This is a genomic window from Pseudomonas vranovensis (assembly GCF_040438935.1).
Lineage (GTDB): Bacteria > Pseudomonadota > Gammaproteobacteria > Pseudomonadales > Pseudomonadaceae > Aquipseudomonas > Aquipseudomonas vranovensis.
On the sequence record NZ_CP159259.1, the window covers coordinates 2,951,445 to 2,976,632 of the forward strand.

General features: G+C 59.1%; 21 protein-coding genes, 2 tRNA genes and 3 rRNA genes. 14 read left to right on the forward strand and 12 right to left on the reverse strand.

The window, feature by feature from the left end; all coding sequences use genetic code 11:
- Window positions 1-154: 154 nt before the first annotated feature.
- Entirely contained in the window at window positions 155-1,237 is a 1,083-nt protein-coding gene (locus ABVN19_RS13575; protein ID WP_105642139.1) for a patatin-like phospholipase family protein, read from the forward strand.
- A 49-nt stretch (window positions 1,238-1,286) separates the two neighbouring features.
- The gene (gene queD, locus ABVN19_RS13580) at window positions 1,287-1,643 is read left to right on the forward strand and encodes a 6-carboxytetrahydropterin synthase QueD (RefSeq protein WP_010226613.1); all 357 of its coding nucleotides are present in this window, start codon (window positions 1,287-1,289) and stop codon (window positions 1,641-1,643) included.
- Window positions 1,644-1,767: 124 nt separating this feature from the next.
- Here queD and rrf read toward each other — a convergent pair.
- The 5 genes from rrf to ABVN19_RS13605 form a co-directional block, all read right to left on the reverse strand.
- Window positions 1,768-1,883, reverse strand: a 5S ribosomal RNA gene (gene rrf, locus ABVN19_RS13585).
- Between the two features lie 136 nt (window positions 1,884-2,019).
- Window positions 2,020-4,910: ribosomal RNA gene (locus tag ABVN19_RS13590) — 23S ribosomal RNA — on the reverse strand.
- Between the two features lie 235 nt (window positions 4,911-5,145).
- A tRNA-Ala gene (locus tag ABVN19_RS13595) sits at window positions 5,146-5,221 on the reverse strand.
- Between the two features lie 10 nt (window positions 5,222-5,231).
- Window positions 5,232-5,308: transfer RNA gene (locus ABVN19_RS13600), tRNA-Ile, on the reverse strand.
- An 85-nt stretch (window positions 5,309-5,393) separates the two neighbouring features.
- Window positions 5,394-6,930, reverse strand: a 16S ribosomal RNA gene (locus ABVN19_RS13605).
- Together the 16S, 23S and 5S rRNA genes with 2 tRNA genes alongside form the textbook arrangement of a ribosomal RNA operon.
- 614 nt (window positions 6,931-7,544) lie before the next feature.
- Between ABVN19_RS13605 and rhtA the strand changes: the two genes are divergently transcribed.
- Both rhtA and ABVN19_RS13615 read left to right on the forward strand, forming a co-directional pair.
- Window positions 7,545-8,432, forward strand: coding sequence for a threonine/homoserine exporter RhtA (rhtA, locus tag ABVN19_RS13610; RefSeq protein WP_105642795.1), 888 nt, complete (start codon window positions 7,545-7,547; stop codon window positions 8,430-8,432).
- Between the two features lie 184 nt (window positions 8,433-8,616).
- Complete coding sequence (locus ABVN19_RS13615; RefSeq protein WP_028945252.1) at window positions 8,617-8,898, forward strand: hypothetical protein; 282 nt, start codon at window positions 8,617-8,619, stop codon at window positions 8,896-8,898.
- Window positions 8,899-8,960: 62 nt separating this feature from the next.
- Here the strand turns inward: ABVN19_RS13615 and ABVN19_RS13620 are convergent, their stop codons facing one another.
- Entirely contained in the window at window positions 8,961-10,769 is a 1,809-nt protein-coding gene (locus ABVN19_RS13620) for an aminopeptidase P family protein (protein ID WP_028945253.1), read from the reverse strand.
- A gap of 197 nt (window positions 10,770-10,966) precedes the next feature.
- On the opposite strand from ABVN19_RS13620, the gene ABVN19_RS13625 reads away from it, so the two are divergent.
- A complete protein-coding gene (locus tag ABVN19_RS13625; RefSeq protein ID WP_028945254.1) occupies window positions 10,967-12,076 on the forward strand; it encodes a DUF3182 family protein in 1,110 nt (369 codons plus the stop codon).
- Entirely contained in the window at window positions 12,063-12,833 is a 771-nt protein-coding gene (locus ABVN19_RS13630) for an alpha/beta fold hydrolase (protein WP_028945255.1), read from the forward strand. Before ABVN19_RS13625 ends, ABVN19_RS13630 begins: the two co-directional genes overlap by 14 nt.
- Here the strand turns inward: ABVN19_RS13630 and ABVN19_RS13635 are convergent.
- The 3 genes from ABVN19_RS13635 to ABVN19_RS13645 form a co-directional block, all read right to left on the reverse strand.
- Window positions 12,812-13,192: an antibiotic biosynthesis monooxygenase gene (locus ABVN19_RS13635; protein ID WP_028945256.1), complete on the reverse strand. Its 381-nt coding sequence runs from the start codon at window positions 13,190-13,192 to the stop codon at window positions 12,812-12,814. The genes ABVN19_RS13630 and ABVN19_RS13635 overlap by 22 nt on opposite strands.
- 132 nt (window positions 13,193-13,324) lie before the next feature.
- The gene (locus ABVN19_RS13640) at window positions 13,325-14,749 is read right to left on the reverse strand and encodes an FAD/NAD(P)-binding protein (protein WP_105642794.1); all 1,425 of its coding nucleotides are present in this window, start codon (window positions 14,747-14,749) and stop codon (window positions 13,325-13,327) included.
- Window positions 14,750-14,826: 77 nt separating this feature from the next.
- Complete coding sequence (locus ABVN19_RS13645; RefSeq protein WP_353632753.1) at window positions 14,827-15,807, reverse strand: GlxA family transcriptional regulator; 981 nt, start codon at window positions 15,805-15,807, stop codon at window positions 14,827-14,829.
- A gap of 105 nt (window positions 15,808-15,912) precedes the next feature.
- Between ABVN19_RS13645 and ABVN19_RS13650 the strand changes: the two genes are divergently transcribed.
- On the forward strand, window positions 15,913-16,470 hold the full coding sequence (locus ABVN19_RS13650; protein WP_105642792.1) for a cysteine hydrolase family protein: 558 nt from the start codon (window positions 15,913-15,915) through the stop codon (window positions 16,468-16,470).
- Between the two features lie 49 nt (window positions 16,471-16,519).
- Here ABVN19_RS13650 and ABVN19_RS13655 read toward each other — a convergent pair whose 3' ends face one another.
- On the reverse strand, window positions 16,520-17,083 hold the full coding sequence (locus ABVN19_RS13655) for an XRE family transcriptional regulator (RefSeq protein WP_028945260.1): 564 nt from the start codon (window positions 17,081-17,083) through the stop codon (window positions 16,520-16,522).
- 83 nt (window positions 17,084-17,166) lie between these two features.
- Here ABVN19_RS13655 and ABVN19_RS13660 point away from each other — a divergent pair, with 83 nt between their 5' ends.
- From ABVN19_RS13660 to ABVN19_RS13690, 7 genes are all read left to right on the forward strand, one after another.
- Window positions 17,167-18,114 (forward strand): DMT family transporter, encoded by a 948-nt coding sequence (locus ABVN19_RS13660; protein WP_028945261.1) that lies wholly within the window; start codon window positions 17,167-17,169, stop codon window positions 18,112-18,114.
- Between the two features lie 149 nt (window positions 18,115-18,263).
- The gene (locus ABVN19_RS13665; protein ID WP_105642791.1) at window positions 18,264-21,179 is read left to right on the forward strand and encodes a monovalent cation/H+ antiporter subunit A; all 2,916 of its coding nucleotides are present in this window, start codon (window positions 18,264-18,266) and stop codon (window positions 21,177-21,179) included.
- The gene (locus tag ABVN19_RS13670; protein WP_028945263.1) at window positions 21,179-21,523 is read left to right on the forward strand and encodes a Na+/H+ antiporter subunit C; all 345 of its coding nucleotides are present in this window, start codon (window positions 21,179-21,181) and stop codon (window positions 21,521-21,523) included. The genes ABVN19_RS13665 and ABVN19_RS13670 overlap by 1 nt, the downstream gene beginning before the upstream one ends.
- Window positions 21,520-23,202 (forward strand): monovalent cation/H+ antiporter subunit D, encoded by a 1,683-nt coding sequence (locus tag ABVN19_RS13675; RefSeq protein WP_105642790.1) that lies wholly within the window; start codon window positions 21,520-21,522, stop codon window positions 23,200-23,202. Before ABVN19_RS13670 ends, ABVN19_RS13675 begins: the two co-directional genes overlap by 4 nt.
- Entirely contained in the window at window positions 23,199-23,687 is a 489-nt protein-coding gene (locus ABVN19_RS13680) for a Na+/H+ antiporter subunit E (RefSeq protein ID WP_028945265.1), read from the forward strand. The genes ABVN19_RS13675 and ABVN19_RS13680 overlap by 4 nt, the downstream gene beginning before the upstream one ends.
- A complete protein-coding gene (locus ABVN19_RS13685) occupies window positions 23,684-23,962 on the forward strand; it encodes a K+/H+ antiporter subunit F (RefSeq protein ID WP_028945266.1) in 279 nt (92 codons plus the stop codon). The genes ABVN19_RS13680 and ABVN19_RS13685 overlap by 4 nt, the downstream gene beginning before the upstream one ends.
- Complete coding sequence (locus tag ABVN19_RS13690; RefSeq protein ID WP_028945267.1) at window positions 23,959-24,330, forward strand: Na+/H+ antiporter subunit G; 372 nt, start codon at window positions 23,959-23,961, stop codon at window positions 24,328-24,330. Before ABVN19_RS13685 ends, ABVN19_RS13690 begins: the two co-directional genes overlap by 4 nt.
- On the opposite strand, the gene ABVN19_RS13695 is transcribed toward ABVN19_RS13690, so the two are convergent.
- Together ABVN19_RS13695 and ABVN19_RS13700 are read right to left on the reverse strand one after the other, a co-directional pair.
- Entirely contained in the window at window positions 24,327-24,533 is a 207-nt protein-coding gene (locus tag ABVN19_RS13695) for a hypothetical protein (protein WP_028945268.1), read from the reverse strand. The two genes, ABVN19_RS13690 and ABVN19_RS13695, sit on opposite strands and share 4 nt — an antisense overlap.
- Window positions 24,530-25,000, reverse strand: coding sequence for a hypothetical protein (locus ABVN19_RS13700; RefSeq protein ID WP_028945269.1), 471 nt, complete (start codon window positions 24,998-25,000; stop codon window positions 24,530-24,532). The genes ABVN19_RS13695 and ABVN19_RS13700 overlap by 4 nt, the downstream gene beginning before the upstream one ends.
- Between the last annotated feature and the right edge of the window lie 188 nt (window positions 25,001-25,188).

A 25,188-nucleotide genomic window follows, 5' to 3' on the forward strand; every position in this document is an offset into this window, starting at 1 on the left:
CTCTCCGTTGAGATCAATAATGTTTCTACGGGGCCTAGATTAACCAACCGAACTTAATTGAAGCTGAAAACAACTGGCGACATGATAGCGCACCCCTGCCCCACAACTGGACTGCTGTTCTTTATAATTGCCAACTCCCTTGAGCGAGGCCCGTATGAGCGCAATCCATATCAAGTATCCAGCCCTGACCTTGAAGGCAGGCAATGGCGCCTTGCAGCGCATCCGCGAACGTGGATTGCAGGCAGCCGATGTAGGCGTACTGCCAGGCGCTGCAGGGGGCCCCAAGGCGCTTGGCATACAAGGCCTTGATCTGGCGTTGTTCGGTCACTGGTTGCCCAGTACCCCGCGTGTACGAGCGCTCATTGGCGCATCGATCGGCTCCTGGCGCTTTGCCAGTGCCTGTTTGCCCAATCCCGCTGAAGCCTTGCAGCGCCTGGGGCAGCTGTACACCGAGCAGGACTTTGCCAAAGGCGTGACCCAGGCCGAGGTCAGCCGTAGCTGCCAACGCATGCTCGACGAATTGTTGCAGGGCCGCGACGCGCAGATCCTCGAAAACCCGGATTACCGCCTCAATATCATGGTGGTGAAAAGCCACGGGCTGCTTGCCCATGACCATCGTGCTCGCTTGGGGATGGGCTTGTCTTCGGTGATCGCGGACAACCTGATTGGCCGTCCGCGATTGGCCCGACACTTCGAGCGGATCATCCTGCACGACGCCCGTAACGGCCCACCATTGCATCCGCTGACTGACTTTCCTTCGCGCTGCCTGCCACTGGATGTGGCCAACCTGCGCCATGCGCTGCTGGCATCCGGTTCGATTCCGATGGTCATGGAGGGTGTGCGTGATATACCAGGCGTCGGTAAAGGCACCTATCGCGATGGTGGCTTGCTCGACTACCACCTGGACCTGCCGTACCAGGGTGACGATATCGTGCTTTACCCGCACTTCACCGACAGGGTCATACCTGGCTGGTTCGACAAGGCATTGCCCTGGCGTCGTGGAGATACCCAGCGCTTGCGTAACGTCCTGCTGCTGGCGCCTTCGGCTCAGTATCTGGCCAGCCTGCCCTTCGGCAAGCTGCCGGACCGAAGCGACTTCAAGCGCTTCATGGGCGATGCTGGCGGCCGTCAGCGCTACTGGAAAAAAGCGATGGCCGAAAGCCAGCGCCTGGGCGACGAGTTGCTTGAGCTGTTAGAAACCGGCGAGCTGCACGCGCATCTGCAACCACTGCAGTGACCATACTGGTAAACTGCTCGACAGCATTGGTTTTCAGAGTTGAGAGATCGTGGAAATTTTCAAAGAGTTCACCTTCGAGTCGGCGCACCGCCTGCCGCACGTTCCTGAAGGACACAAATGTGGCCGCCTGCACGGACATTCGTTCAAAGTCGCGCTCCACCTGACCGGCCCACTGGACCCGCACACTGGCTGGATTCGTGACTTCTCCGAGATCAAGGCGATCTTCAAGCCTCTGTACGAGCAGTTGGACCACAACTACCTGAACGACATTCCTGGCCTGGAAAACCCGACCAGCGAAGTCATTGCCAAGTGGATCTGGGATCAGGTCAAGCCGTTGCTGCCAGAGCTTTCCAAGGTCCGTATCCACGAGACCTGCACCAGCGGTTGCGAGTACTACGGCGACTGAGTGCCTCGATGTGAAGAACCACCCTGCGGGGTGGTTTTTTTTGGCCTGGACTCTGCTGTTTTGCACAAGGCCAGAAAAGACAAAACCCCTACCTGCGTGTGCAGATAGGGGTTTCGGAATTTAATCTTGACGATGACCTACTCTCACATGGGGAAACCCCACACTACCATCGGCGATGCATCGTTTCACTGCTGAGTTCGGGATGGGATCAGGTGGTTCCAATGCTCTATGGTCGTCAAGAAATTCTGTGTACCGGACCGTCTTTCGACACTCCAGCAAATCGGGTATGTGATGATTGTGAGCTGCAAACTTTCGGTTCGTTTCGTCTTCACAACACCGCAATCTGGTCGTTCGACGCAAATTGCTTGGGTGTTATATGGTCAAGCCTCACGGGCAATTAGTATTGGTTAGCTCAACGCCTCACAGCGCTTACACACCCAACCTATCAACGTCGTAGTCTTCGACGGCCCTTCAGGGAGCTCAAGGCTCCAGTGAGATCTCATCTTGAGGCAAGTTTCCCGCTTAGATGCTTTCAGCGGTTATCTCTTCCGAACATAGCTACCCGGCAATGCCACTGGCGTGACAACCGGAACACCAGAGGTTCGTCCACTCCGGTCCTCTCGTACTAGGAGCAGCCCCTCTCAAATCTCAAACGTCCACGGCAGATAGGGACCGAACTGTCTCACGACGTTCTAAACCCAGCTCGCGTACCACTTTAAATGGCGAACAGCCATACCCTTGGGACCGGCTTCAGCCCCAGGATGTGATGAGCCGACATCGAGGTGCCAAACACCGCCGTCGATATGAACTCTTGGGCGGTATCAGCCTGTTATCCCCGGAGTACCTTTTATCCGTTGAGCGATGGCCCTTCCATACAGAACCACCGGATCACTAAGACCTACTTTCGTACCTGCTCGACGTGTCTGTCTCGCAGTCAAGCGCGCTTTTGCCTTTATACTCTACGACCGATTTCCGACCGGTCTGAGCGCACCTTCGTACTCCTCCGTTACTCTTTAGGAGGAGACCGCCCCAGTCAAACTACCCACCATACACTGTCCTCGATCCGGATAACGGACCTGAGTTAGAACCTCAAAGTTGCCAGGGTGGTATTTCAAGGATGGCTCCACGCGAACTGGCGTCCACGCTTCAAAGCCTCCCACCTATCCTACACAAGCAAATTCAAAGTCCAGTGCAAAGCTATAGTAAAGGTTCACGGGGTCTTTCCGTCTAGCCGCGGATACACTGCATCTTCACAGCGATTTCAATTTCACTGAGTCTCGGGTGGAGACAGCGCCGCCATCGTTACGCCATTCGTGCAGGTCGGAACTTACCCGACAAGGAATTTCGCTACCTTAGGACCGTTATAGTTACGGCCGCCGTTTACCGGGGCTTCGATCAAGAGCTTCGCGTTAGCTAACCCCATCAATTAACCTTCCGGCACCGGGCAGGCGTCACACCCTATACGTCCACTTTCGTGTTTGCAGAGTGCTGTGTTTTTAATAAACAGTCGCAGCGGCCTGGTATCTTCGACCGGCATGAGCTTACGGAGCAAGTCCTTCACCCTCACCGGCGCACCTTCTCCCGAAGTTACGGTGCCATTTTGCCTAGTTCCTTCACCCGAGTTCTCTCAAGCGCCTTGGTATTCTCTACCCAACCACCTGTGTCGGTTTGGGGTACGGTTCCTAGTTATCTGAAGCTTAGAAGCTTTTCTTGGAAGCATGGCATCAACCACTTCGTCGCCTAAAGGCAACTCGTCATCAGCTCTCGGCCTTAAGATCCCGGATTTACCTAAGATCTCAGCCTACCACCTTAAACTTGGACAACCAACGCCAAGCTGGCCTAGCCTTCTCCGTCCCTCCATCGCAATAACTAGAAGTACAGGAATATTAACCTGTTTTCCATCGACTACGCTTTTCAGCCTCGCCTTAGGGACCGACTAACCCTGCGTCGATTAACGTTGCGCAGGAAACCTTGGTCTTTCGGCGTGGGAGTTTTTCACTCCCATTGTCGTTACTCATGTCAGCATTCGCACTTCTGATACCTCCAGCAAGCTTCTCAACTCACCTTCACAGGCTTACAGAACGCTCCTCTACCGCATCACCTAAGTGATACCCGTAGCTTCGGTGCATGGTTTGAGCCCCGTTACATCTTCCGCGCAGGCCGACTCGACTAGTGAGCTATTACGCTTTCTTTAAAGGGTGGCTGCTTCTAAGCCAACCTCCTAGCTGTCTAAGCCTTCCCACATCGTTTCCCACTTAACCATGACTTTGGGACCTTAGCTGACGGTCTGGGTTGTTTCCCTTTTCACGACGGACGTTAGCACCCGCCGTGTGTCTCCCATGCTCGGCACTTGTAGGTATTCGGAGTTTGCATCGGTTTGGTAAGTCGGGATGACCCCCTAGCCGAAACAGTGCTCTACCCCCTACAGTGATACATGAGGCGCTACCTAAATAGCTTTCGAGGAGAACCAGCTATCTCCGAGCTTGATTAGCCTTTCACTCCGATCCACAGGTCATCCGCTAACTTTTCAACGGTAGTCGGTTCGGTCCTCCAGTCAGTGTTACCTAACCTTCAACCTGCCCATGGATAGATCGCCCGGTTTCGGGTCTATACCCAGCGACTAAACGCCCTATTAAGACTCGCTTTCGCTACGCCTCCCCTATTCGGTTAAGCTCGCCACTGAATATAAGTCGCTGACCCATTATACAAAAGGTACGCAGTCACCTAACAAAGTAGGCTCCCACTGCTTGTACGCATACGGTTTCAGGATCTATTTCACTCCCCTCTCCGGGGTTCTTTTCGCCTTTCCCTCACGGTACTGGTTCACTATCGGTCAGTCAGTAGTATTTAGCCTTGGAGGATGGTCCCCCCATATTCAGACAAAGTTTCTCGTGCTCCGTCCTACTCGATTTCATGACTAAGAGATTTTCGCGTACAGGGCTATCACCCACTATGGCCGCACTTTCCAGAGCGTTCCGCTAATCTCAAAGCCACTTAAGGGCTAGTCCCCGTTCGCTCGCCACTACTAAGGGAATCTCGGTTGATTTCTTTTCCTCAGGGTACTTAGATGTTTCAGTTCCCCTGGTTCGCCTCTTGCACCTATGTATTCAGTACAAGATACTCAGCTTGTGCTGAGTGGGTTCCCCCATTCAGAGATCTCCGGATCAAAGTCTGTTTGCCGACTCCCCGAAGCTTATCGCAGGCTACCACGTCTTTCATCGCCTCTGACTGCCAAGGCATCCACCGTATGCGCTTCTTCACTTGACCATATAACCCCAAGCAATCTGGTTATACTGTGAAGACGACATTCGCCGAAAATTCGCAAAACTCTTAAGAGTCACTCACAAATTTTACCTTAGCCTGAACAGGCACCAGTGAAAGTGCTGTCCAGTCTATCTTTCTATCACATACCCAAATTTTTAAAGAACGATTCTGAAAAAGTTCAGAAATCAATATTCGAGCCGAATATTCATTTCTAAGCTTTGACACGGTAGCAAGGGGGTGGTGGAGCCAAGCGGGATCGAACCGCTGACCTCCTGCGTGCAAGGCAGGCGCTCTCCCAGCTGAGCTATGGCCCCAACAAGAAACTGGTGGGTCTGGGCAGATTCGAACTGCCGACCTCACCCTTATCAGGGGTGCGCTCTAACCAACTGAGCTACAGACCCAGTTAAGAGCTGTTACCGATATCGTCTTCTTCAATGAATCAAGCAATTCGTGTGGGAGCTCATGAGACAGCTGATGTCTGTCGATTAAGGAGGTGATCCAGCCGCAGGTTCCCCTACGGCTACCTTGTTACGACTTCACCCCAGTCATGAATCACACCGTGGTAACCGTCCTCCCGAAGGTTAGACTAGCTACTTCTGGTGCAACCCACTCCCATGGTGTGACGGGCGGTGTGTACAAGGCCCGGGAACGTATTCACCGCGACATTCTGATTCGCGATTACTAGCGATTCCGACTTCACGCAGTCGAGTTGCAGACTGCGATCCGGACTACGATCGGTTTTGTGAGATTAGCTCCACCTCGCGGCTTGGCGACCCTCTGTACCGACCATTGTAGCACGTGTGTAGCCCAGGCCGTAAGGGCCATGATGACTTGACGTCATCCCCACCTTCCTCCGGTTTGTCACCGGCAGTCTCCTTAGAGTGCCCACCATAACGTGCTGGTAACTAAGGACAAGGGTTGCGCTCGTTACGGGACTTAACCCAACATCTCACGACACGAGCTGACGACAGCCATGCAGCACCTGTGTCAGAGTTCCCGAAGGCACCAATCCATCTCTGGAAAGTTCTCTGCATGTCAAGGCCTGGTAAGGTTCTTCGCGTTGCTTCGAATTAAACCACATGCTCCACCGCTTGTGCGGGCCCCCGTCAATTCATTTGAGTTTTAACCTTGCGGCCGTACTCCCCAGGCGGTCAACTTAATGCGTTAGCTGCGCCACTAAAATCTCAAGGATTCCAACGGCTAGTTGACATCGTTTACGGCGTGGACTACCAGGGTATCTAATCCTGTTTGCTCCCCACGCTTTCGCACCTCAGTGTCAGTATGAGCCCAGGTGGTCGCCTTCGCCACTGGTGTTCCTTCCTATATCTACGCATTTCACCGCTACACAGGAAATTCCACCACCCTCTGCCCTACTCTAGCTCGCCAGTTTTGGATGCAGTTCCCAGGTTGAGCCCGGGGATTTCACATCCAACTTAACGAACCACCTACGCGCGCTTTACGCCCAGTAATTCCGATTAACGCTTGCACCCTCTGTATTACCGCGGCTGCTGGCACAGAGTTAGCCGGTGCTTATTCTGTCGGTAACGTCAAAACACTAACGTATTAGGTTAATGCCCTTCCTCCCAACTTAAAGTGCTTTACAATCCGAAGACCTTCTTCACACACGCGGCATGGCTGGATCAGGCTTTCGCCCATTGTCCAATATTCCCCACTGCTGCCTCCCGTAGGAGTCTGGACCGTGTCTCAGTTCCAGTGTGACTGATCATCCTCTCAGACCAGTTACGGATCGTCGCCTTGGTGAGCCATTACCTCACCAACTAGCTAATCCGACCTAGGCTCATCTGATAGCGCAAGGCCCGAAGGTCCCCTGCTTTCCCCCGTAGGGCGTATGCGGTATTAGCGTTCCTTTCGAAACGTTGTCCCCCACTACCAGGCAGATTCCTAGGTATTACTCACCCGTCCGCCGCTGAATCGAAGAGCAAGCTCTTCTCATCCGCTCGACTTGCATGTGTTAGGCCTGCCGCCAGCGTTCAATCTGAGCCATGATCAAACTCTTCAGTTCAATACTGCTTGGGTTTTGAGAAAACCCTAAACTTGGCTCAGCAATCTCAAATGACTTATTCGAAGTCTTTCGACTTCTCGTGCAGTCACTTGTGATGCTGATAATCTTTTTGACTATCAGTCTGAGCTCACAAGCACCCACACGAATTGCTTGATTCGATTGTTAAAGAGCGTTGGCTGAAGCCTTTCGCTTCAACCGAGGCGCGCATTCTACGCTTTCCTCAGAGTGTGTCAAGCGTTTATTTTGAAGTTTTTCAGAATTTCTCTTTCAACTTCAACCGCTTAACTCGCTGCGATCTCTCGTCAGCGGGAGGCGAATTCTACAGCGTTTCAATTCGCTGTCAACCACCTTTTTCACCGCTGCCGATCTTTCGACCGAAGCACTTCCAGCACCACCTGAAACCGCTAACTCTTTGAAACTCAAGGAGTTTTCGGTTCCGACTACGCCGTAAGTGGGGCGAATTATAGAGAGATTAAATTAAGCGTCAAGGGTTAATTGCAAAAATGGCAAATAAAAGAATAATGCGCACTATATTGCTCAAAAATCCCACATTGAGCATCATAAGCCAGGCCCGACCTTGTGCGCCCTCTATTAATAAGGAATACCCACCCCCGATGAACGCCCAACCCCGCAGCCTGGCCGCCACGTTGTTCCCCATCGGCCTGCTGTTGATCGCCATGGCCTCGATTCAGTCCGGTGCATCGCTGGCCAAGAGCATGTTTCCCGTCGTCGGAGCACAAGGCACCACCACCCTACGCCTGATCTTCGCCAGCGTCATCATGCTGTTGCTCTTGCGCCCCTGGCGTGCGCGCCTCACTGCCAGCACCCTGCGCACTGTCATTATCTATGGCATGGCCCTGGGCGGCATGAACTTCCTCTTCTATATGTCGCTGCGCACGGTGCCCCTGGGCATTGCTGTAGCGCTCGAGTTCACCGGCCCCCTCGCTGTCGCCCTTTATGCCTCGCGCCGGGCCGTGGATTTTCTCTGGATCGGACTTGCCGTGATCGGCCTTTTGTTGCTGATACCCATTGGGCAGACAGGCACCGGCATCGACCTTGTCGGTGCCGGCTACGCCCTGGGCGCCGGCGTGTGCTGGGCGCTGTACATTCTTTATGGCCAAAAGGCAGGGGCCGACAACGGTATCCAGACTGCAGCCCTGGGCGTGATGATCGCTGCACTGTTTGTCGCCCCCATCGGTATTGCCCATGCAGGCAGCGCCCTGCTCACGCCAGCGCTGCTGCCAATTGCGCTGGGCGTTGCAATATTGTCCACGGCCCTGCCCTACAGCCTTGAGATGGTCGCCCTCACGCGCATGCCTGCCAGGACCTTCGGTACATTGATGAGTATCGAGCCCGCCTTTGGCGCACTCTCCGGGCTACTGTTCCTGGGGGAGGTGCTGACGACGGCACAATGGCTGGCCATCGCCGCCATTATTACCGCATCCGTGGGCGCCACACTGTCGATGCGCAAGGACCCCCCGGCGTTGGTTCCTGCTGACTGATTTGAGAAACATTTTCATTTAAATCAAAACAGAACGTTGTGCCGCGCCGCCTACGTCTTTAAGCTGTCATCTTACGTCAACCTTGAAGCTATCTAATCGACAAGACACGGACGCAACGGAGCATCAGGAAGACGCTACAGGTATTAGACCCGGGCGATAGATCCGGCACGTATTAAGGACGGGAATGAAACGAATTTTGCTCATCCTGGCCATGTTGGCCATTGCTGGGTGCGCGGCGACTGCAAAGACCGAAGTCAAGCGCGGCAAGAAAGGCCTGCACATCAACTGCTCGGGCCTCTCGTCGTCCTGGGACAAGTGCTATAGCAAAGCGACGGTGGCTTGCGGCGAAAAAGGCTACAGAGTCATTGCTCGCTCAGGTGAAGACGATTCCGAGCCCGGCGACTACCTCTTCGGGCTCAACCCTGCCGGCTACACCAGCCGCAGCATGATCGTGATTTGCAAATAAACCCTCTTCATCAAAACGGCAGCCACCAGGCTGCCGTTTTCATTCTGAACACACGCTCATGCTCAGAGGGCTTGGGTGCGCACCTGCAACCACTCTAGTGCGCTCCCTTCAAGTAGCGGCGCCAAGCGTTCGCGCACCTGCCGGTGGTAGTCATTGAGCCAACTGCGCTCCTGCTCGCTCAGCAGCTCTGGCAGCAAACAGCGGGTATCAATCGGGCAGAGCGTGAGGGTTTCAAACGCCAGGAAATCACCAAACTCGCTACGTCCCGCCTCACGGTTAAACACCAGGTTCTCGATGCGCACCCCCCAGTGACCGGGTCGATAGGTACCCGGCTCGATCGAGGTGATCATTCCCGCCTGCATCGCCGTCTGGGGAGCCGCACTGGCCTGATACGCAATGACTTGCGGGCCTTCATGCACATTCATGAAATAGCCGACACCATGCCCCGTACCGTGGCCATAGTCGACCTGGTCGGCCCAGATCGGCGCCCGCGCGATGGCATCGAGCAACGGCGAAAGAATGCCCCGTGGGAAGCGCGCCCGCGACAAGGCAATCACTCCCTTGAGCACCCGTGTGCAGTCCTGCTTCTGCTCGATGCTGGGTGTCCCCACTGGCACCATACGCGTGATATCTGTTGTCCCGCCCAGATACTGCCCTCCCGAGTCGATCAGCAGCAGGCCGTCGCCCTCGATACATGCATGCGATGCTTCGGTTGCACGATAGTGCGGCATCGCGCCATTGGCGTTGAAAGCCGCGATGGTCGAGAAGCTCAACGAAACGAAACCCGGGCGGCAGGCACGGGCAGCGCTGAGGCGCTCATCGACCGTCAACTCGGTCACAGGCTCGCGCCCCAGGGCCGACTCCAGCCAGGCGAAAAACTCGCACAGCGCCGCCCCGTCCTGCTCCATCGCCCGACGGATATGCTGCAGGTCCTCTGCGCTTTTTTGCGACTTGGCCAAGGTGGTCGGATTCGGCCCCTCGACCCGTCGCACTGCTGGCTGCAAGTGGTCGATCAAGCCTCGCGTGACTCGTGCGGGATCAACCAGCAAGTGGCTGCCTGCCGGGATGGCGGCCAACCCTGCGTGAATAGCGTCGTAGTCACGTACCTCTATACCGTCGAGTTCCAGTACCTGGCGCACCTGCGAGTCGAGCTTGCCGGGGGCAACGAACAAGATCGCCCGCTCCAGGCTGATCAGCGCGAACGCCACGAACACCGGGTTGTACGGGACATCACTGCCGCGCAGGTTGAACAACCAGGCTACATCGTCAAGGGTTGCGATAAAGTGCCAGTCGGCACCGCGCTCGCGCATTGTCTGGCGCAACTGGGCAAGCTTCTGGCCACGCGCCACCGTCGCCTCTGGAGGCAGGTGCTGGTACACCGGGCAACTGGGCAATTGAGGACGATCGAGCCAGACCTCGGCGAGCAGGTCCTGGTCGGTCAGCAAGCGTGCATTTCGGACAACAAGGCGGTCTTCAAGCTGACGCGCCGATGCCAACGCCATGACGGCACCATCCACCGCCACCACACCCGCCTCCGGAGTCTGCTCAGCCAGCCAGTCCAACGGACCCGGACTACCGGGACGCAGCTTCATCAATTCGATAGTGCTACCGGCAAGCTCTCGCTCTGCCTGCTCCCAATAACGGCTGTCAGCCCAAAGCCCGGCAAAATCCGCGGTTACCACCAAGGTCCCCACCGAGCCCTGGAAGCCGGAGAGCCATTGCCTGCCCTGCCAATACTCAGGCAGGTACTCGGAAAGATGCGGATCTGCCGAAGGCACCAGCAAAGCAAAGATGCCTTGCTGGCCAAGCACCTGACGAATAGCGGCCAGGCGTGTGCTCACCGCTTCCTGCGTTGAAGACTGAGTATTCATGCTGACTCCTGCTGCCACGGCATCCGATGGTTTAGGCGCAAATAATGGAGCAGCCTTCCATCCCCGGCAACCGCCCCACGGGCCTGTAGCCTTTTCCCCGATCCTTCGCAGTGAACTTCCGGGCGTTTGAGCCTTCACAACTCTTAGAGCCCTTAACGGGAAAGCCCAGCATTCCCCAAGCTGCCGAGGATGCGTCCATGCCCCGCTCAACCGACCGGAAACAAGGTGTTGTGCTACTCGACACCCGCGAACACACGCCCGAACACGAACATAGCGTGCACCTCAAGCTTGCCGAGCGGCTGGCGCAGTTGCTCCAGACCCAGGTCGTTACCCCCACCCAGGCGCCCACAGCACGCGACAACTTCTATTACCTGCCCACCGAAACCCTCATCGATCCGGCGCACTACCAGGCAATGGGCATTATCTCCACTGCGGATTTGTTCGGGGGCGTGGTCAGCCGTCCTTACATGGCCACCAAGGCTATTTCTCATCCGCTACCCGCCAATGCCCGTTTCCCCCTCGGCTGGACCAACGACTTTGCGCGCCAGGCCAGGGACGCCTTGCTGCGCGGCTACACCGTTTTCAGCCTGGAGGACGCTACTCAGGCAGCAGCGTTGTTGCTACGCGAAGGCCCGCTACGGATCAAGCCTGTGCGCGCCACAGCGGGACGAGGCCAAACGGTGGCCGCCTCAATGCTGGAAGTCGAGCAGGCGCTGCAAGGCCTGGACCCGCAGGAACTGGCACTCTGGGGCCTGACCCTGGAAGAGAATCTGACCCAGGTGCAGACCTTCAGCGTTGGCCAGGCGCTGGTTGCCGGAATGCTGTGCAGCTACTACGGCACCCAGCAATTGACACGCGACCACCACGGCGAAGAGATATATGGTGGTTCGGACCTGATTCTAATACGCGGCGATTACGACACCTTGTTGCAATTGCCGCTTGAAGATCACCTGCGCCTGGCCATCACCCAGGCCAGAACCTACGAGCAGGCAGCCCTCCAGACACTTCCCGGGTTCATGGCTTCACGCCGCAATTATGACGTCGCGCTCGGCCTGAACGACCAGGGCAAACCGCGCAGTGGCGTACTCGAACAATCCTGGCGTATTGGCGGCGCCAGCAGTGCCGAGGTTCTGGCATTGCAGGCATTTGCCGCCGATCCAGCACTCACACGCATTCGCGCCTCCACCCATGAGGCATTCGACACGCCTGAGCTGCCCACCGATGCGACCATCTTCTATCAGGGGGACGACAGTGAAATCGGAAGAATCTGCAAGTACGCACGGATCCGCGACTATGACCATCCATAGTGAGCCGATCGAAATCCCGGTCGATGACGAAAGCATCGCCGGCACCATCGTCAGCCCCGGCGACAAGATACCCGGCATTCTCTTCGTTCACGGCTGGGGCGGCAGCCAGCAGCGGGACCTGGCACGAGCCAAACAGATCACGGGCCTGGGCTGTGTATGCATGACCTTCGACTTGCGCGGCCATGAGAAAACCGAAAGCCAACGCTTGAGCGTCACGCGTGAGCAGAACCTGGCTGACCTGGTGGCCGCCTACGACCGCCTGGTCAGCCATCCTGCCGTAGACACCAGCGCCATCGCCGTCATCGGCAGCAGCTATGGAGGGTACCTGGCGACCCTGCTCACCGCCTTGCGCCCCGTCAAGTGGCTGGCCATGCGCGTTCCGGCGCTGTACTGGGACGATGAATGGACGATGCCCAAGCAGGGCCTTGATCGCAAACGTCTGACCGATTACCGCCGCCGACCACTGGGGCCGGCCGATAATCGTGCGCTAGGTGCTTGTGCCGAGTTTGCCGGCGATGTGCTGCTGGTCGAATCGGAGCAGGACGACTATGTGCCGCACAGCACCTTGATGAGCTACCGCTCGGCGTTTGTCAGTGCCCATTCACTGACCCACCGGATTGTCGACGGCGCCGACCATGCACTCTCCAGCGACCGCAGCCAGAAAGCCTACAGTTCAATCCTGACGGCCTGGATCAGCGAGATGGTCATCGGTGCTCGACTCGACCATTACCCGCATCATTCGCCCTGGTACTCTTGAGCGGGTGGCAATGGGCAATGCAGGCCATCCGTTGTGCTGCGCGCCAGGCTGCTGAATGTCTGGAAGGCGGCAAAGTTCACGCCCTTGGCCTGGTGCTGACGGATCAGTTGCAGAAATGGCTCCTGCTCGAAGCTGCTGGTCGCCACCTCCCAGGCAGAACGCGACTGCCATTGCAGGTATTGCAGTACACGGCTGCCATCATCACTGGCCTGGACGCTCGCGCCCATCAACCCCGAATGCTTCGATGCCAACAGCTCGCTGCGCTCGACCAATGCCAGGACCAGGGCGTGCTGGCAAGCGGGTATCACCTCGAACTCAATCATCTGGGTAAAGCACAAGCGGCGCTCTGGAACCATCATGGGCATTGTCTCCCTGCCATTGAACTTGAGATGCAACGGCAAGCAGGGTAAAACCTCTAGTTAACTCAAGGTCAAGAGGTTTTTCAGCAATCCGAGCAGTGGCGCCAGGACCTGGCCCGACACATCGGCAAATCATCCCTGAACGGTTGCCAGGCGCAAGGCCAGGGCCTTGGCCTGCAATGCGACATCGGTGACCGCGGTACTTTCCCACCACATCCCACGCAGCGGCGGCCCCAATGCAAACAGGCGATCGCTGAAGTGGCCGTCGGCATGCTGCACGGCCCCGCCAGCATCGGCGCCGATCCCGAGGGCCAACGGCCCCGGCTGAATCAGCCCACGCTGCAGCAATTGCCTTGGCAGAGCTCGGTCCACACGCCGCCAGTCATATTCGATGCCACTGGAATTGATCAGCGCTGCTGCGCGAACCTCCGTGATCGTCGATTGACCACGAAACCGCACGGCGATGCTCGGCGACCCGCCAGGCACCGTAATCACGCGCTGTAGCGAGGCGGCATGAATCCGCAAACGCCCCTCTTGCAGCAGGCGCTGCAACATTGCCGCGCCCTGGGGAGGCGAACGATGGTGATGACTTTCCCACCACGGGCGCACATGCCGCACAAACTGCCGGCGCTGGCGGTCGCTGGCCTGGCTCCAAAGCCTTGCTATATGCACGCGCACCGTGTCCAGCGGTGCCTGCCAGTCAATACCCTGCTCGTATGCCTGCCGACATTCGGCGCGCAATGCCCGCAGCAATTGCAACGGGCTGCGCACGTCGGGATCGGCCGCGAGAAAATCGTTCCAGGCCGGCGGCTGACGGCGCACCTGCGGCAACAGCCCGTGGCGGGAAAACACCTCGACAGGCCCACGATGCCCTGCCACGTCGAGGGAAACCAATGCGTCGACCATGGTCAGGCCAGAACCAATGATCAACACCCGTCCATCTGGATCGATGTTGCCCATGGCGGCTACATCCCAAGGGTCCACTGCAGCGACGTTGAACCCATCGTCGTCGACCCGCGCCGTACGGGCCGCCGCGAACATTCCGGTGGCCAACACCGCACGTGCGCCTCGCAAGGATCGGCCATCGTCCAAGGTGACAACGAGGCCCTGCTGTTCCACCTGCAGGTCGACCACCTCGGCCTGTACATGCTCAAGCCAGGCCCCCTGCCGCGCCCCCCACGCCTGGGCTTCGGCCAAGCGCTGACGCGCATAACAGCCGAACAAACCCCGCGGTGGAAACAGCTCGGCAACCGGTACACCCTGCTCGGCGGATTCGGGCCATCCCCCGGCGGCAATGTGTTGCTCCAGCCACTGAGTGAGGTCGTCGGCATTGTCCGGGTTAACGCTCATGCGCGCCGCATTGCCGTTAAGGGTGTGGCCCAATTGGGAGGCGCTGTAGGCCTCACCGCGCCCCAGTGCCTGGCGCGGTTCGATGACCAGCAGGCGGCGGCGTCCAGGTTGACGCAGCAACTGCGCGCCAAGCAGGGCGCCACTGAGGCCGCCGCCAATGATTAACACATCGGCGCTCGAGGATTCGGGTTGCAGCGGCGCACTCATGGGCTTCTCCGTCTTGTTTGCCGGAATAATAAGCAGGCGAACGCGGAAAAAGCAGCCACATCGGTACCAAAGTAGGATTAGCCAGCACTACTTGCCATCTGGCGGCGATAATCGCTGGGGGCAACCCCCGTGACCTTGAAGAACACTTTGCGGAAAGCGCCCGGGTCCTGGTAACCCACCCCCCAGGCAATCTGATCGATGCTGCGATTGGTGAACTCGAGCATCCGGCAGGCACGGCCAACGCGCACCTGTTGGCAGTACTCGGTGGGTTTCAACCCCGTGGCATTGCGGAACCGGCGCAGGAAAGTACGCGATTCCAATCCGGCACACTCGGCCATCGCGGCAAGATTCACATCCCGGGCACCGCTGCTTTGCAGCCAGTGCTGGACCTTCAGCACCGCTTCGTCACCGTGATCCAGACGCGGCGTGAACACACTTCCCGGCCGCTGATTTTCAGTAATGCGCTCCACCGCCAGGAAACGCGCGGTCTCGGCTGCCAGCGTCTCGCCAAGATGACGCTCGATCAGCTTCAACCCCAGGTCGGTCCAGGCCATCAGGCAGGCCGACGTGATGATGTCGCCGTCATCGAGCAGCGGCAGGTTCGCTTCTACCTTGATCTTGGGGAACCGCTCGGCCAGAGACTGGGCAAAATTCCAGTGCGTGGTAGCTGCCCGCCCATCCAACAGGCCGCTGGCCGCGATAAAGAACACCCCCACACACACCGACACCAGCAGCACACCGCTGCCGTGCCACTGACGCAGGTCCTGACAATAGCGATCAAGCAATTCGGGTGCAGGCGCCTGGGTCAGGCTGGGTGGGATGATCATTACACGGGGGGCATGAGAGGAACCTGGATGGCTGTCATATGACACCGCAAGCTGCCCGCTTTCACCTTCACTCCAGTGGGTGACACGTAAAATCGGCCGCTCCAGGGCACCCAGGTCATGTCGCAGCCGACTGGCCACGGCAAACAGGTCAGTCAGCCCAAGCACCGCTGCCAGCTGCGCGCCGGGGTACACCAACACCCCGATCTCGACAACGTCGCACTCTTTAGCCATTGTCAGTTTTTCCCGCCAAATTGTCGTTTGCGCCAATCCGCAAGCACACCGCTCAAGCCTATAACTATCACCACACCGCAACCACTCCCCTACGAGGCTTTTGCAATGAGCAAGCATGCACTGATCGTCATTGATATTCAGAACGACTACTTCCCCGGCGGCAAATGGACCCTGGATGGTGCAGACACGGCTGCAGACAATGCCGGCAAGGTGATCGCCGCTGCACGCGCCAAGGGTGACCTGGTGGTGCATGTGCGTCATGAGTTCGAGTCCAGCGATGCCCCCTTCTTCACCCCAGGCTCCGAGGGCGCGCAGATCCATCCCAAGGCCGCCGCCCTGCCGAGCGAGCCAGTAGTGCTCAAGCACAAGGTCAACGCGTTCCTCGACACCAACCTCCAGTCGCTCCTGGACCAGCACCAGACAGAGGCAGTTACGGTCATCGGCAGCATGAGTCATATGTGCATCGACGCCGCCACCCGGGCCGCTGCCGACCTTGGCTATGCCACAACTGTTATCCATGACGCCTGTGCCACCCGCGCACAGGAGTTCAATGGCGTGACCATTCCGGCTGCCCAGGTCCATGCGACCTATATGGCTGCTCTGGCATTTGGTTACGCCCAGGTGATTTCAACCCAGGACTTTCTGGCGCTGAACAGGGATTGAGCATCGCGGGGCAAGCCTGCACCTATAGGGAGAGAGGCTTGCCCTGCGATCAGATAACCACATTGCGCACAAACCGCGTGGCAACATCGCCTTCATTGCGATAGGCATGCACGCGGTTACTGGCATAGCTGAAAAAGTCTCCCGCCTGCAGCTGATGACGCAGGTCTTCGATGACCAAGGTCAGGCAACCTTCAAACACATACAACTGCTCGCTCCAGCCATCGGCATCGGCTTCGCACTGGTAGACCTCGCCTGGTTCAAGGCGCCATTCCCAAAGCTCGACCTCCCGACTGGCCTGCGAACTCGCCAGCAGCACAGCCTTGCTGCCAGGATGAACACCGGCCCAGGCAAGCTCGTTGATTCGGCTGGGGTCGCGGTTGTCTGGCGCCTGGATCAAATCGGTGAAGGCAACATCGAGCGCCTCGGCAATACGATCCAGCGTGGTCAGGCTGACATTCTTCTCGCCCGCCTCGATGGCCACCAGCATGCGTCGGCTGACCCCGGACTTTTCTGCCAAGGCACTCTGGCTGAGCTCGGCGGCATGACGCAGGCGGCGGATGTTCTGGCTGACATGTTGCAGCACCGAGGCGCGCTGGCTGGAATCTTTGTGCACTATATTGCTCACTGATAGGGTTTGCGCAGTATACTGCCCACTTCGCCGCAATTGTGCGTCGCTCCTCTTCCGTGTGCAAGGCCATGACCCCTACCAACACTACCGAACGCCCTTCCGTTACCTTCCGGCTGAGCAAGGCCGAACTGGTCCTGGTGTTCATCACCATGCTTTGGGGTGGCACATTCCTGCTGGTGCACAACGTCATGACGGTGAGCGGGCCGATGTTCTTCGTTGGCCTGCGCTTCGCCTTTGCCGCCTTGTTTGTCGGCCTGGTTTCGGCACGCGCGCTGTCGGGACTCACTGCGACCGAACTCAAGGCCGGTGTTTTGATCGGTGTCTCGATCATGCTGGGCTACGGCTTGCAGACCTATGGACTGCAGACCATCAGCAGCAGCCAGTCGGCTTTCATTACCGCGCTGTACGTACCGTTCGTGCCCTTGCTGCAATGGCTGGTGCTGGGTCGTCGCCCTGGCCTGATGCCGACCCTCGGGATCGGCCTGGCATTTGTCGGCCTGATGTTGCTGGCGGGGCCTGAAGGCGGCTCGCTGCACATGAGTGCGGGGGAGATTGCCACGCTGGTCAGTGCGGTGGCCATCGCGGCGGAAATCATTCTGATCAGTCGCTATGCCGGCAAGGTCGATGTCCGCAGAGTGACCGTGGTGCAACTGGCGACCGCCTCGGCGCTGTCGTTCATGATGGTCGTCCCCACCCAGGAGCCGCTGCCGGACTTTTCCGGGTTGCTGTTGCTCAGCGCCTTGGGGCTTGGCGCGATGAGTGCGGTGATCCAGGTCGCGATGAACTGGGCGCAGAAGTCGGTTTCACCCACCCGCGCCACCTTGATCTACGCCGGTGAGCCGGTGTGGGCGGGGGTGGTCGGGCGTATTGCCGGCGAGCGACTGCCGGGCATCGCGCTGGTCGGGGGCCTGCTCATTGTGGTTGCGGTGATCGTCAGTGAGCTGAAGATCAAGCGCCGCGAGCCGGAATCCGCGGCGCTCGAAAGCCGGGGCCAGGAGCAGGAAGCAGGGCGCTAGTCGGCAAAACCGGTCTATCCTTTGAAAAAAACTGTTATAAAAAAATCGTTTAATACGCCCTAATCTTAGGGATCTAGCGCCGCTTGTGTGTTGGTGATCGACAGTGCGCCACGTATGATCCCTTACAAACTCCTGCAGATTAGAAATCTATGTCCTTGATAGTGCTACTGCTTCTGCCGTTCGTCGGCAGCTGCCTGGCGGCTGTCTTGCCGCACAACGCACGCAACAGCGAGTCGCTGCTGGCCGGTCTTGTCGCCCTGATCGGCACCGTCCAGGTCGCCTTGATGTACCCGCAGATTGCCCATGGCGGCGTGATCCGGGAAGAGTTTCTGTGGCTGCCGAGCCTGGGCCTGAACCTGGTCCTGCGCATGGACGGTTTCGCCTGGCTGTTCTCACTGCTGGTGCTGGGCATTGGCACACTGGTGTCACTGTATGCACGCTACTACATGTCACCACAGGACCCGGTGCCACGCTTCTTTGCCTTCTTCCTGGCCTTCATGGGCGCAATGCTCGGCCTGGTGATCTCCGGCAACCTGATCCAGATCGTGTTCTTCTGGGAATTGACCAGCCTGTTTTCATTCCTGCTGATCGGCTATTGGCACCACCGCGCCGACGCCCGTCGCGGCGCCTACATGGCCCTGATGGTCACCGGTGCCGGTGGTTTGTGCCTGCTGGCGGGGGTACTGCTGCTCGGCCATGTGGTCGGCAGCTACGACCTGGACAAGGTCCTTGCTGCCGGCGAGCAAATTCGTAGCCACGCCTTGTACCCCATCCTGCTTCCCCTGATCCTCCTCGGCGCCTTGACGAAAAGCGCACAGTTTCCTTTCCACTTCTGGCTGCCCCATGCCATGGCGGCGCCGACGCCGGTATCGGCCTATCTGCACTCTGCAACCATGGTCAAGGCTGGAGTGTTTCTCCTGGCGCGCCTGTGGCCGGTACTCTCCGGCAGTGAGGAGTGGTTCTGGATCGTCGGCGGTGCCGGTGCCTGCACCCTGCTGCTGGGTGCATTCGCAGCCATGTTCCAGAATGACCTCAAGGGGCTCCTGGCCTACTCCACCATCAGCCACCTGGGCCTGATTACCCTATTGCTGGGCCTGAACAGCCCGCTGGCAGCCGTCGCGGCAGTGTTTCACATTCTCAACCATGCCACCTTCAAGGCCTCGCTGTTCATGGCCGCCGGCATCATCGACCATGAAAGCGGTACCCGTGATATTCGCCGCCTGAGCGGCCTGTTCCGGCTTATCCCGTTTACCGCGACCCTGGCCATGGTAGCCAGTGCGTCCATGGCCGGGGTGCCGCTGATGAACGGCTTCCTGTCCAAGGAGATGTTCTTCGCTGAAACCGTGTTCATCACGTCCAGCGCCTGGATCGAAACAGCCTTGCCGGTGATCGCCACGCTCGCGGGGACCTTCAGCGTGGCCTATGCCTTGCGTTTTACCGTCGACGTGTTCTTCGGCCCGCCCGCTACCGACTTGCCCCACACCCCTCACGAGCCACCGCGGTGGATGCGTGCCCCGGTAGAACTGCTGGTGCTGACGTGCCTGGTGGTAGGCATGTTCCCTGCCCAGTCGGTTGGGCCGCTGCTGGCCGCCGCGGCCCTGCCGGTGGTGGGTGGCACATTGCCGGAGTACAGCCTGGCGATCTGGCACGGCTGGAACGCACCGCTGATCATGAGCCTGATCGCCATGAGTGGCGGTGTAGTGCTCTACCTGTTGCTGCGCAACCAGCTCAAGCTGGGGCGCTTCCCTCAACCACCATTGATCGAACGCTTCAATGGCAAGCGCATGTTCGAGCGTGGTCAGGTGCTGCTGATGCGCATGGCGCGGCGCATCGAGCGCACCTTGACCACCCGACGCCTGCAGAAGCAGCTGTTCATGCTGGTGCTGGCCGCCCTTCTGGCAGGCCTGCTGCCGATGCTGCAGAGCGGACTGAGCTGGGGCGACCGCCCGAAGATCCCGGGCTCCGGTGTGTTCGTCATGCTCTGGCTGATTGCCATTGCCTGCGCCCTCGGCGCGGCCTGGCAAGCCAAGTACCACCGCCTGGCGGCATTGACCATGGTCAGTGTCTGCGGCTTGATGACCTGTATCACCTTCGTCTGGTTCTCGGCGCCAGACCTGGCGCTCACCCAGCTGGTGGTCGAAGTGGTCACCACCGTCTTGATCCTGCTCGGCCTGCGCTGGCTGCCCCGGCGTATCGAAGGCGTATCGCCCTTGCCGGGCAGCCAGGAGCGGGCTCGCCTGCGGCGCCTGCGCGACCTGATCCTCGCGGTCATGGTCGGTGCCGGCATGGCATTGCTGTCCTACGCAATGCTGACCCGTCCGACGCCCAATATCATCTCGTCGTTCTACCTGAGCCGGGCATTGCCAGAAGGTGGCGGTACCAACGTGGTCAACGTCATGCTGGTGGACTTCCGCGGCTTCGACACCCTCGGCGAGGTGACCGTGCTGGTGGCCGTTGCCCTGGCCGTGTTCGCCCTGTTGCGACGCTTCCGCCCGCCTCGCGAGAGCATGCAACTGCCGGCTCAGCAACGCCTGCTGGCGCCGGACGTGGTAACCGATCTGGTCAACCCTCGTCAGGCCGCAGATACGGCGCTGGGCTTCATGATGGTGCCAGCTGCGCTGGTTCGCCTGCTGCTGCCGATTGCCCTGGTGGTATCGATGTACCTGTTCATGCGCGGGCACAACCAGCCAGGCGGTGGTTTTGTCGCCGGCCTGGTGATGTCGGTCGCCTTCATTCTCCAGTACATGGTCGCCGGCACCCAATGGGTCGAGGCGCAAATGAGCCTGCGGCCGCTACGCTGGATGGGCACGGGCCTGCTGTGCGCCACACTCACCGGCGGCGGCGCGATGCTGCTCGGCTACCCCTTCCTGACCACTCATACGGCACATCTGCATCTACCGGTTCTGGGTGACATCCATTTTGCCAGCGCGCTGTTCTTCGATGTCGGCATCTTCACCGTGGTGGTCGGCTCGACCCTGTTGATCCTCACTGCCCTGGCCCACCAGTCGGTACGTGGACACCGTCCTGCCAGCCAACCCAAAGCCACACAGACAGGAGCCGCCTGATGGAAGAAGTCATCGCAATCGCCATTGGTGTGCTTGCCGCCTCCGGGGTCTGGCTGATCCTTCGGCCACGGACGTTCCAGGTGGTGATGGGCCTGTGCCTGCTCTCCTATGGCGTCAATCTGTTCATCTTCAGCATGGGTAGCCTGTTTATCGGCAAAGAGCCGATCATCAAGGATGGTGTGCCCCAGGACCTGCTCAACTACACCGACCCGCTGCCCCAGGCCCTGGTGCTCACCGCCATCGTCATCAGCTTCGCCATGACCGCACTGTTCCTGGTGGTGCTCCTGGCGTCGCGTGGGTTGACCGGCACCGACCACGTCGATGGCCGGGAGTCCAACGAATGAGCTTCATGAACCAACTGATCATCGCCCCCATCCTGCTGCCCCTGCTGACGGCGGCATTGATGCTGCTGCTAGGCGAAAAGCGCCGCCCCCTCAAGGCCCGCCTCAACCTGTTCTCCAGCCTGCTGGGACTGGCGATCTCCATCACCTTGCTGCTGTGGGTACAGGGCCAGGGCCAGGCCAGCTCCATCGGTGTCTACTTGCCCGGCAACTGGCCGGCGCCGTTTGGCATCGTGCTGGTGGTCGACCGTCTTGCTGCCCTTATGCTGGTGTTGACCGGGATCGTCGGGGTCAGTGCCCTGTTGTTTGCCATGGCCCGCTGGGATGGCGCCGGGGCCAGCTTCCACGCCTTGTTCCAGATCCAGCTGATGGGCTTGTACGGCGCCTTCCTGACCGCCGACCTGTTCAACCTGTTCGTGTTCTTCGAAGTGCTGCTGGCAGCGTCCTATGGCCTGCTGCTGCACGGTTCGGGCCGGGCCCGGGTGAAGGCCGGCCTGCACTACATTGCCATCAACCTGTTCGCCTCTTCGCTGTTCCTGGTGGGCGCGGCCATGCTCTATGGTGTCACCGGCACGCTGAACATGGCCGACCTGGCTGTGAAAATCCCGCTGGTACCCGAAGCCGACCGTGGCTTGCTGCATGCCGGCGCGGCAATTCTGGCCACCGCGTTCCTGGCCAAGGCGGGCATCTGGCCGTTGAATTTCTGGCTGGTGCCGGCCTACTCCGCCGCCAGCGCTCCGGTGGCGGCACTGTTCGCGATCATGACCAAGGTGGGTATCTATACCGTGCTGCGCCTGTGGACCTTGCTGTTTTCCGGGCAGGCAGGGGCCTCGGCTTTCTTCGGTGGCGAGTGGCTGATCTATGGCGGCCTGGCAACCCTGGCCTGTGCCGCCGTGTCGATCCTTGCCGCCCAGCGCCTGGAACGCATGGCCAGCCTGAGCATCCTGGTGTCGGCAGGCACCTTGATGGCTGCCATCGGCTTCGGCCAGGTGGCGTTGACCGCGGGCGCCTTGTTCTACCTGGTCAGCTCCACCCTGGCACTGTGCACCCTGTTCCTGCTGGCGGAGTTGATCGAGCGCTCCCGCTCTGCCAACGAGTTGCCGCTCGATGACGACGATTGCCACCCTTCACCGCTGGAATCGTTGCATCCTCCCAAAGGCATCAACCTCGATGACGAGCAAAAGGCCGTGATCGGCCAGGTGATCCCCTGGACCATGGCATTCCTGGGCTTGAGCTTCATCGCGTGTGCGCTACTGATCATCGGCATGCCGCCACTCTCGGGCTTCATCGGCAAGGTCAACCTGATCGCTGCGCTGTTCAATCCCCAAGGCCTGGGCGTTGCCCCCGAGCAAGCGCTTTCAGTACAGGGCTGGACACTGGTAGCGCTGCTGGTGCTGTCGGGCATGGCCTCATTGATCGCCTTGACCCGGGTCGGCATCCAGCGCTTCTGGACCCCTCAGGAACGCCCATCGCCGCTGCTGCGTCGCTACGAATGCATTCCCATCTTTGCCTTGCTCGGCCTGTGCATTGTCCTGAGCGTGCGTGCAGAGCCCTTGCTGCGTTACACCCAGGACACCGCCGCCAGCCTGCAGGATCCTGAGCAGTACATCAGCGCGGTATTCGGTACTCGGCCGATCCCCGGCCCGACCACCCTGGCCACCCGTACACAGGTGCAACCATGAGACGCCTGTTCCCCGCCCCCCTGCTGTCGTTGTCGTTGTTGCTGCTGTGGCTGGTCCTGAACGTGTCGGTGAGTCCCGGCAACCTGTTGCTGGGAGCCTTGCTGGGCATTCTGGCGCCCATCCTGATGGCACCGCTGCGGCCCTTGTCTGTACGCATCAGTCACCCGGGGACGGTAGTGCGCCTGATCGTGCGGGTCGGCATCGATGTACTGGTGTCCAACCTCCAGGTTGCCAGGAGTGTCTGGACGGCCAAGCGCCACCCACCGCGCTCGCGCTTCGTGCATATTCCACTGGAACTGCGCGACGCCCACGGCCTGGCGGCGCTGTCGATGATCACCACCGTGATCCCAGGCACTATCTGGTCGGAACTAGCACTGGACCGCAGCGTCCTGCTGTTGCATGTGTTCGACCTGGACGATGAAGCGCAGTTTATCGAGCACTTCAAACATACCTATGAACGCCCGCTGATGGAGATCTTCGAATGACTGGCCTGCTTGCCAACGCCATTCTCGCCAGCCTGTTCATTTTTGCCCTGGCCATGGCCCTGACACTGTTCCGGCTGTTTCGCGGCCCTTCGGCCCAGGACCGCGTCCTGGCACTGGACTACCTCTATATCCTGGCGATGCTGACCATGCTGGTGCTGGGCATCCGCTATGCCAGTGATACCTATTTTGAAGGGGCGTTGTTGATCGCGTTGTTTGGCTTTGTCGGCTCGTTTGCCCTGGCCAAGTTCCTGCTGCGCGGAGAGGTAATCGAATGAACAACCTGAACGAGTTGCCGTTCTGGATCGAGTTGCTGGTCGCGATATTGCTGCTGCTTAGCAGCCTGTTTGCCCTGAGCGGGGCACTGGGCCTGATTCGCCTGAAAGATTTCTTTCAACGCATGCACCCGCCTGCCCTCGCCTCGACGCTGGGCACCTGGTGTGTCGCACTCGCTTCGATCCTGTACTTCTCGACGCTCAAGCAGACACCGGTGCTGCACGCCTGGCTGATCCCGATCCTGATGGCAATCACCGTGCCGGTGACCACCTTGCTACTGGCCCGCGCCGCGCTGTTTCGCAAGCGCATGGCAGGTGACAAAGTCCCGGGGGAAATCAGCAGCACCCGTGAGCGGGCAACCAAAGCCTAAGCCGTCAGTTTTTGCAGCTCACGGCGAACCATCGCAGCGAATTCAGGGGGGCCCAGCTGATATAGCTGGGTGGCGACCCAGTCCAACCAAGCCCCTTGCAAACGCGGACGCTGTGCCAACCACTGCTCAGCTTGCTCTCGCGCCTTGGCCTGGTGGCGTGCATGAAACTCGGCGCGCCCACGGGTCTCTATCGGTGCGTTCACTCGCTGGCCTTGAAGGTGGTCAGCTCACCCTTGCGCCATTTGGCGGCCTTGCCGGTGGCAGCCTTCAGAATTTTGCTCAAGCCTTCCTGCAACTGCTGGTGTGCGGCAAAAACCAACACCACACCCTGGCCTTCACGCAAGACGATACCTTCGCCTTCAGGCACAGAGACAAAGGCATAGTCGCCCAGGCCATAAACTGTCAGTTTGATGTCACGAAAACGTACTTCCAGTTTGCCACCTTCGCGGCTGGGCAACACGGCGGCGCGAAAGTGATCGCCAACCTTCAGCTCCAGACGTTGTTTGTCATCGACCACCATTGCAACATCGGTATCGATCTCGGCCATGTACAGGCCTTCCGCGTTTTGCTCGGTAACATAGACAAAACGCGATTGAAACTGTTTGACCAATTTGGCCCGAAGATCGCCCAGGACAAACAGGGCATGGGTATCCAGATTACTGACTGCCAATGAAGAATTCCTCAAAACCGATTACACATCGCCGCCACACGGAAACCAAGGTTCCGTGAAGGCACCGGCACTTCAATTTGAAGTCTGAAAGACTAATGGATAAGCGTACGAATAGCCTGAGCTGACAGCCGCGCAAGTGAGCGGGATTAATTACCTTTCTCTGCCAGCCCAGGCCTGGTGGCGGATGT

Excerpts from the sequence above, each read along its gene's own strand:
- ABVN19_RS13575 (WP_105642139.1), top strand. The coding sequence starts at position 155 with ATGAGCGCAATCCATATCAAGTATCCAGCCCTGACCTTGAAGGCAGGC.
- rhtA (WP_105642795.1), top strand. The coding sequence starts at position 7,545 with ATGAACGCCCAACCCCGCAGCCTGGCCGCCACGTTGTTCCCCATCGGC.
- ABVN19_RS13615 (WP_028945252.1), top strand. The coding sequence starts at position 8,617 with ATGAAACGAATTTTGCTCATCCTGGCCATGTTGGCCATTGCTGGGTGC.
- ABVN19_RS13620 (WP_028945253.1), bottom strand. The coding sequence starts at position 10,769 with ATGAATACTCAGTCTTCAACGCAGGAAGCGGTGAGCACACGCCTGGCC.
- ABVN19_RS13625 (WP_028945254.1), top strand. The coding sequence starts at position 10,967 with ATGCCCCGCTCAACCGACCGGAAACAAGGTGTTGTGCTACTCGACACC.
- ABVN19_RS13630 (WP_028945255.1), top strand. The coding sequence starts at position 12,063 with ATGACCATCCATAGTGAGCCGATCGAAATCCCGGTCGATGACGAAAGC.
- ABVN19_RS13635 (WP_028945256.1), bottom strand. The coding sequence starts at position 13,192 with ATGATGGTTCCAGAGCGCCGCTTGTGCTTTACCCAGATGATTGAGTTC.
- ABVN19_RS13640 (WP_105642794.1), bottom strand. The coding sequence starts at position 14,749 with ATGAGTGCGCCGCTGCAACCCGAATCCTCGAGCGCCGATGTGTTAATC.
- ABVN19_RS13645 (WP_353632753.1), bottom strand. The coding sequence starts at position 15,807 with ATGGCTAAAGAGTGCGACGTTGTCGAGATCGGGGTGTTGGTGTACCCC.
- ABVN19_RS13650 (WP_105642792.1), top strand. The coding sequence starts at position 15,913 with ATGAGCAAGCATGCACTGATCGTCATTGATATTCAGAACGACTACTTC.
- ABVN19_RS13660 (WP_028945261.1), top strand. The coding sequence starts at position 17,167 with ATGACCCCTACCAACACTACCGAACGCCCTTCCGTTACCTTCCGGCTG.
- ABVN19_RS13665 (WP_105642791.1), top strand. The coding sequence starts at position 18,264 with ATGTCCTTGATAGTGCTACTGCTTCTGCCGTTCGTCGGCAGCTGCCTG.
- ABVN19_RS13670 (WP_028945263.1), top strand. The coding sequence starts at position 21,179 with ATGGAAGAAGTCATCGCAATCGCCATTGGTGTGCTTGCCGCCTCCGGG.
- ABVN19_RS13675 (WP_105642790.1), top strand. The coding sequence starts at position 21,520 with ATGAGCTTCATGAACCAACTGATCATCGCCCCCATCCTGCTGCCCCTG.
- ABVN19_RS13680 (WP_028945265.1), top strand. The coding sequence starts at position 23,199 with ATGAGACGCCTGTTCCCCGCCCCCCTGCTGTCGTTGTCGTTGTTGCTG.
- ABVN19_RS13685 (WP_028945266.1), top strand. The coding sequence starts at position 23,684 with ATGACTGGCCTGCTTGCCAACGCCATTCTCGCCAGCCTGTTCATTTTT.
- ABVN19_RS13690 (WP_028945267.1), top strand. The coding sequence starts at position 23,959 with ATGAACAACCTGAACGAGTTGCCGTTCTGGATCGAGTTGCTGGTCGCG.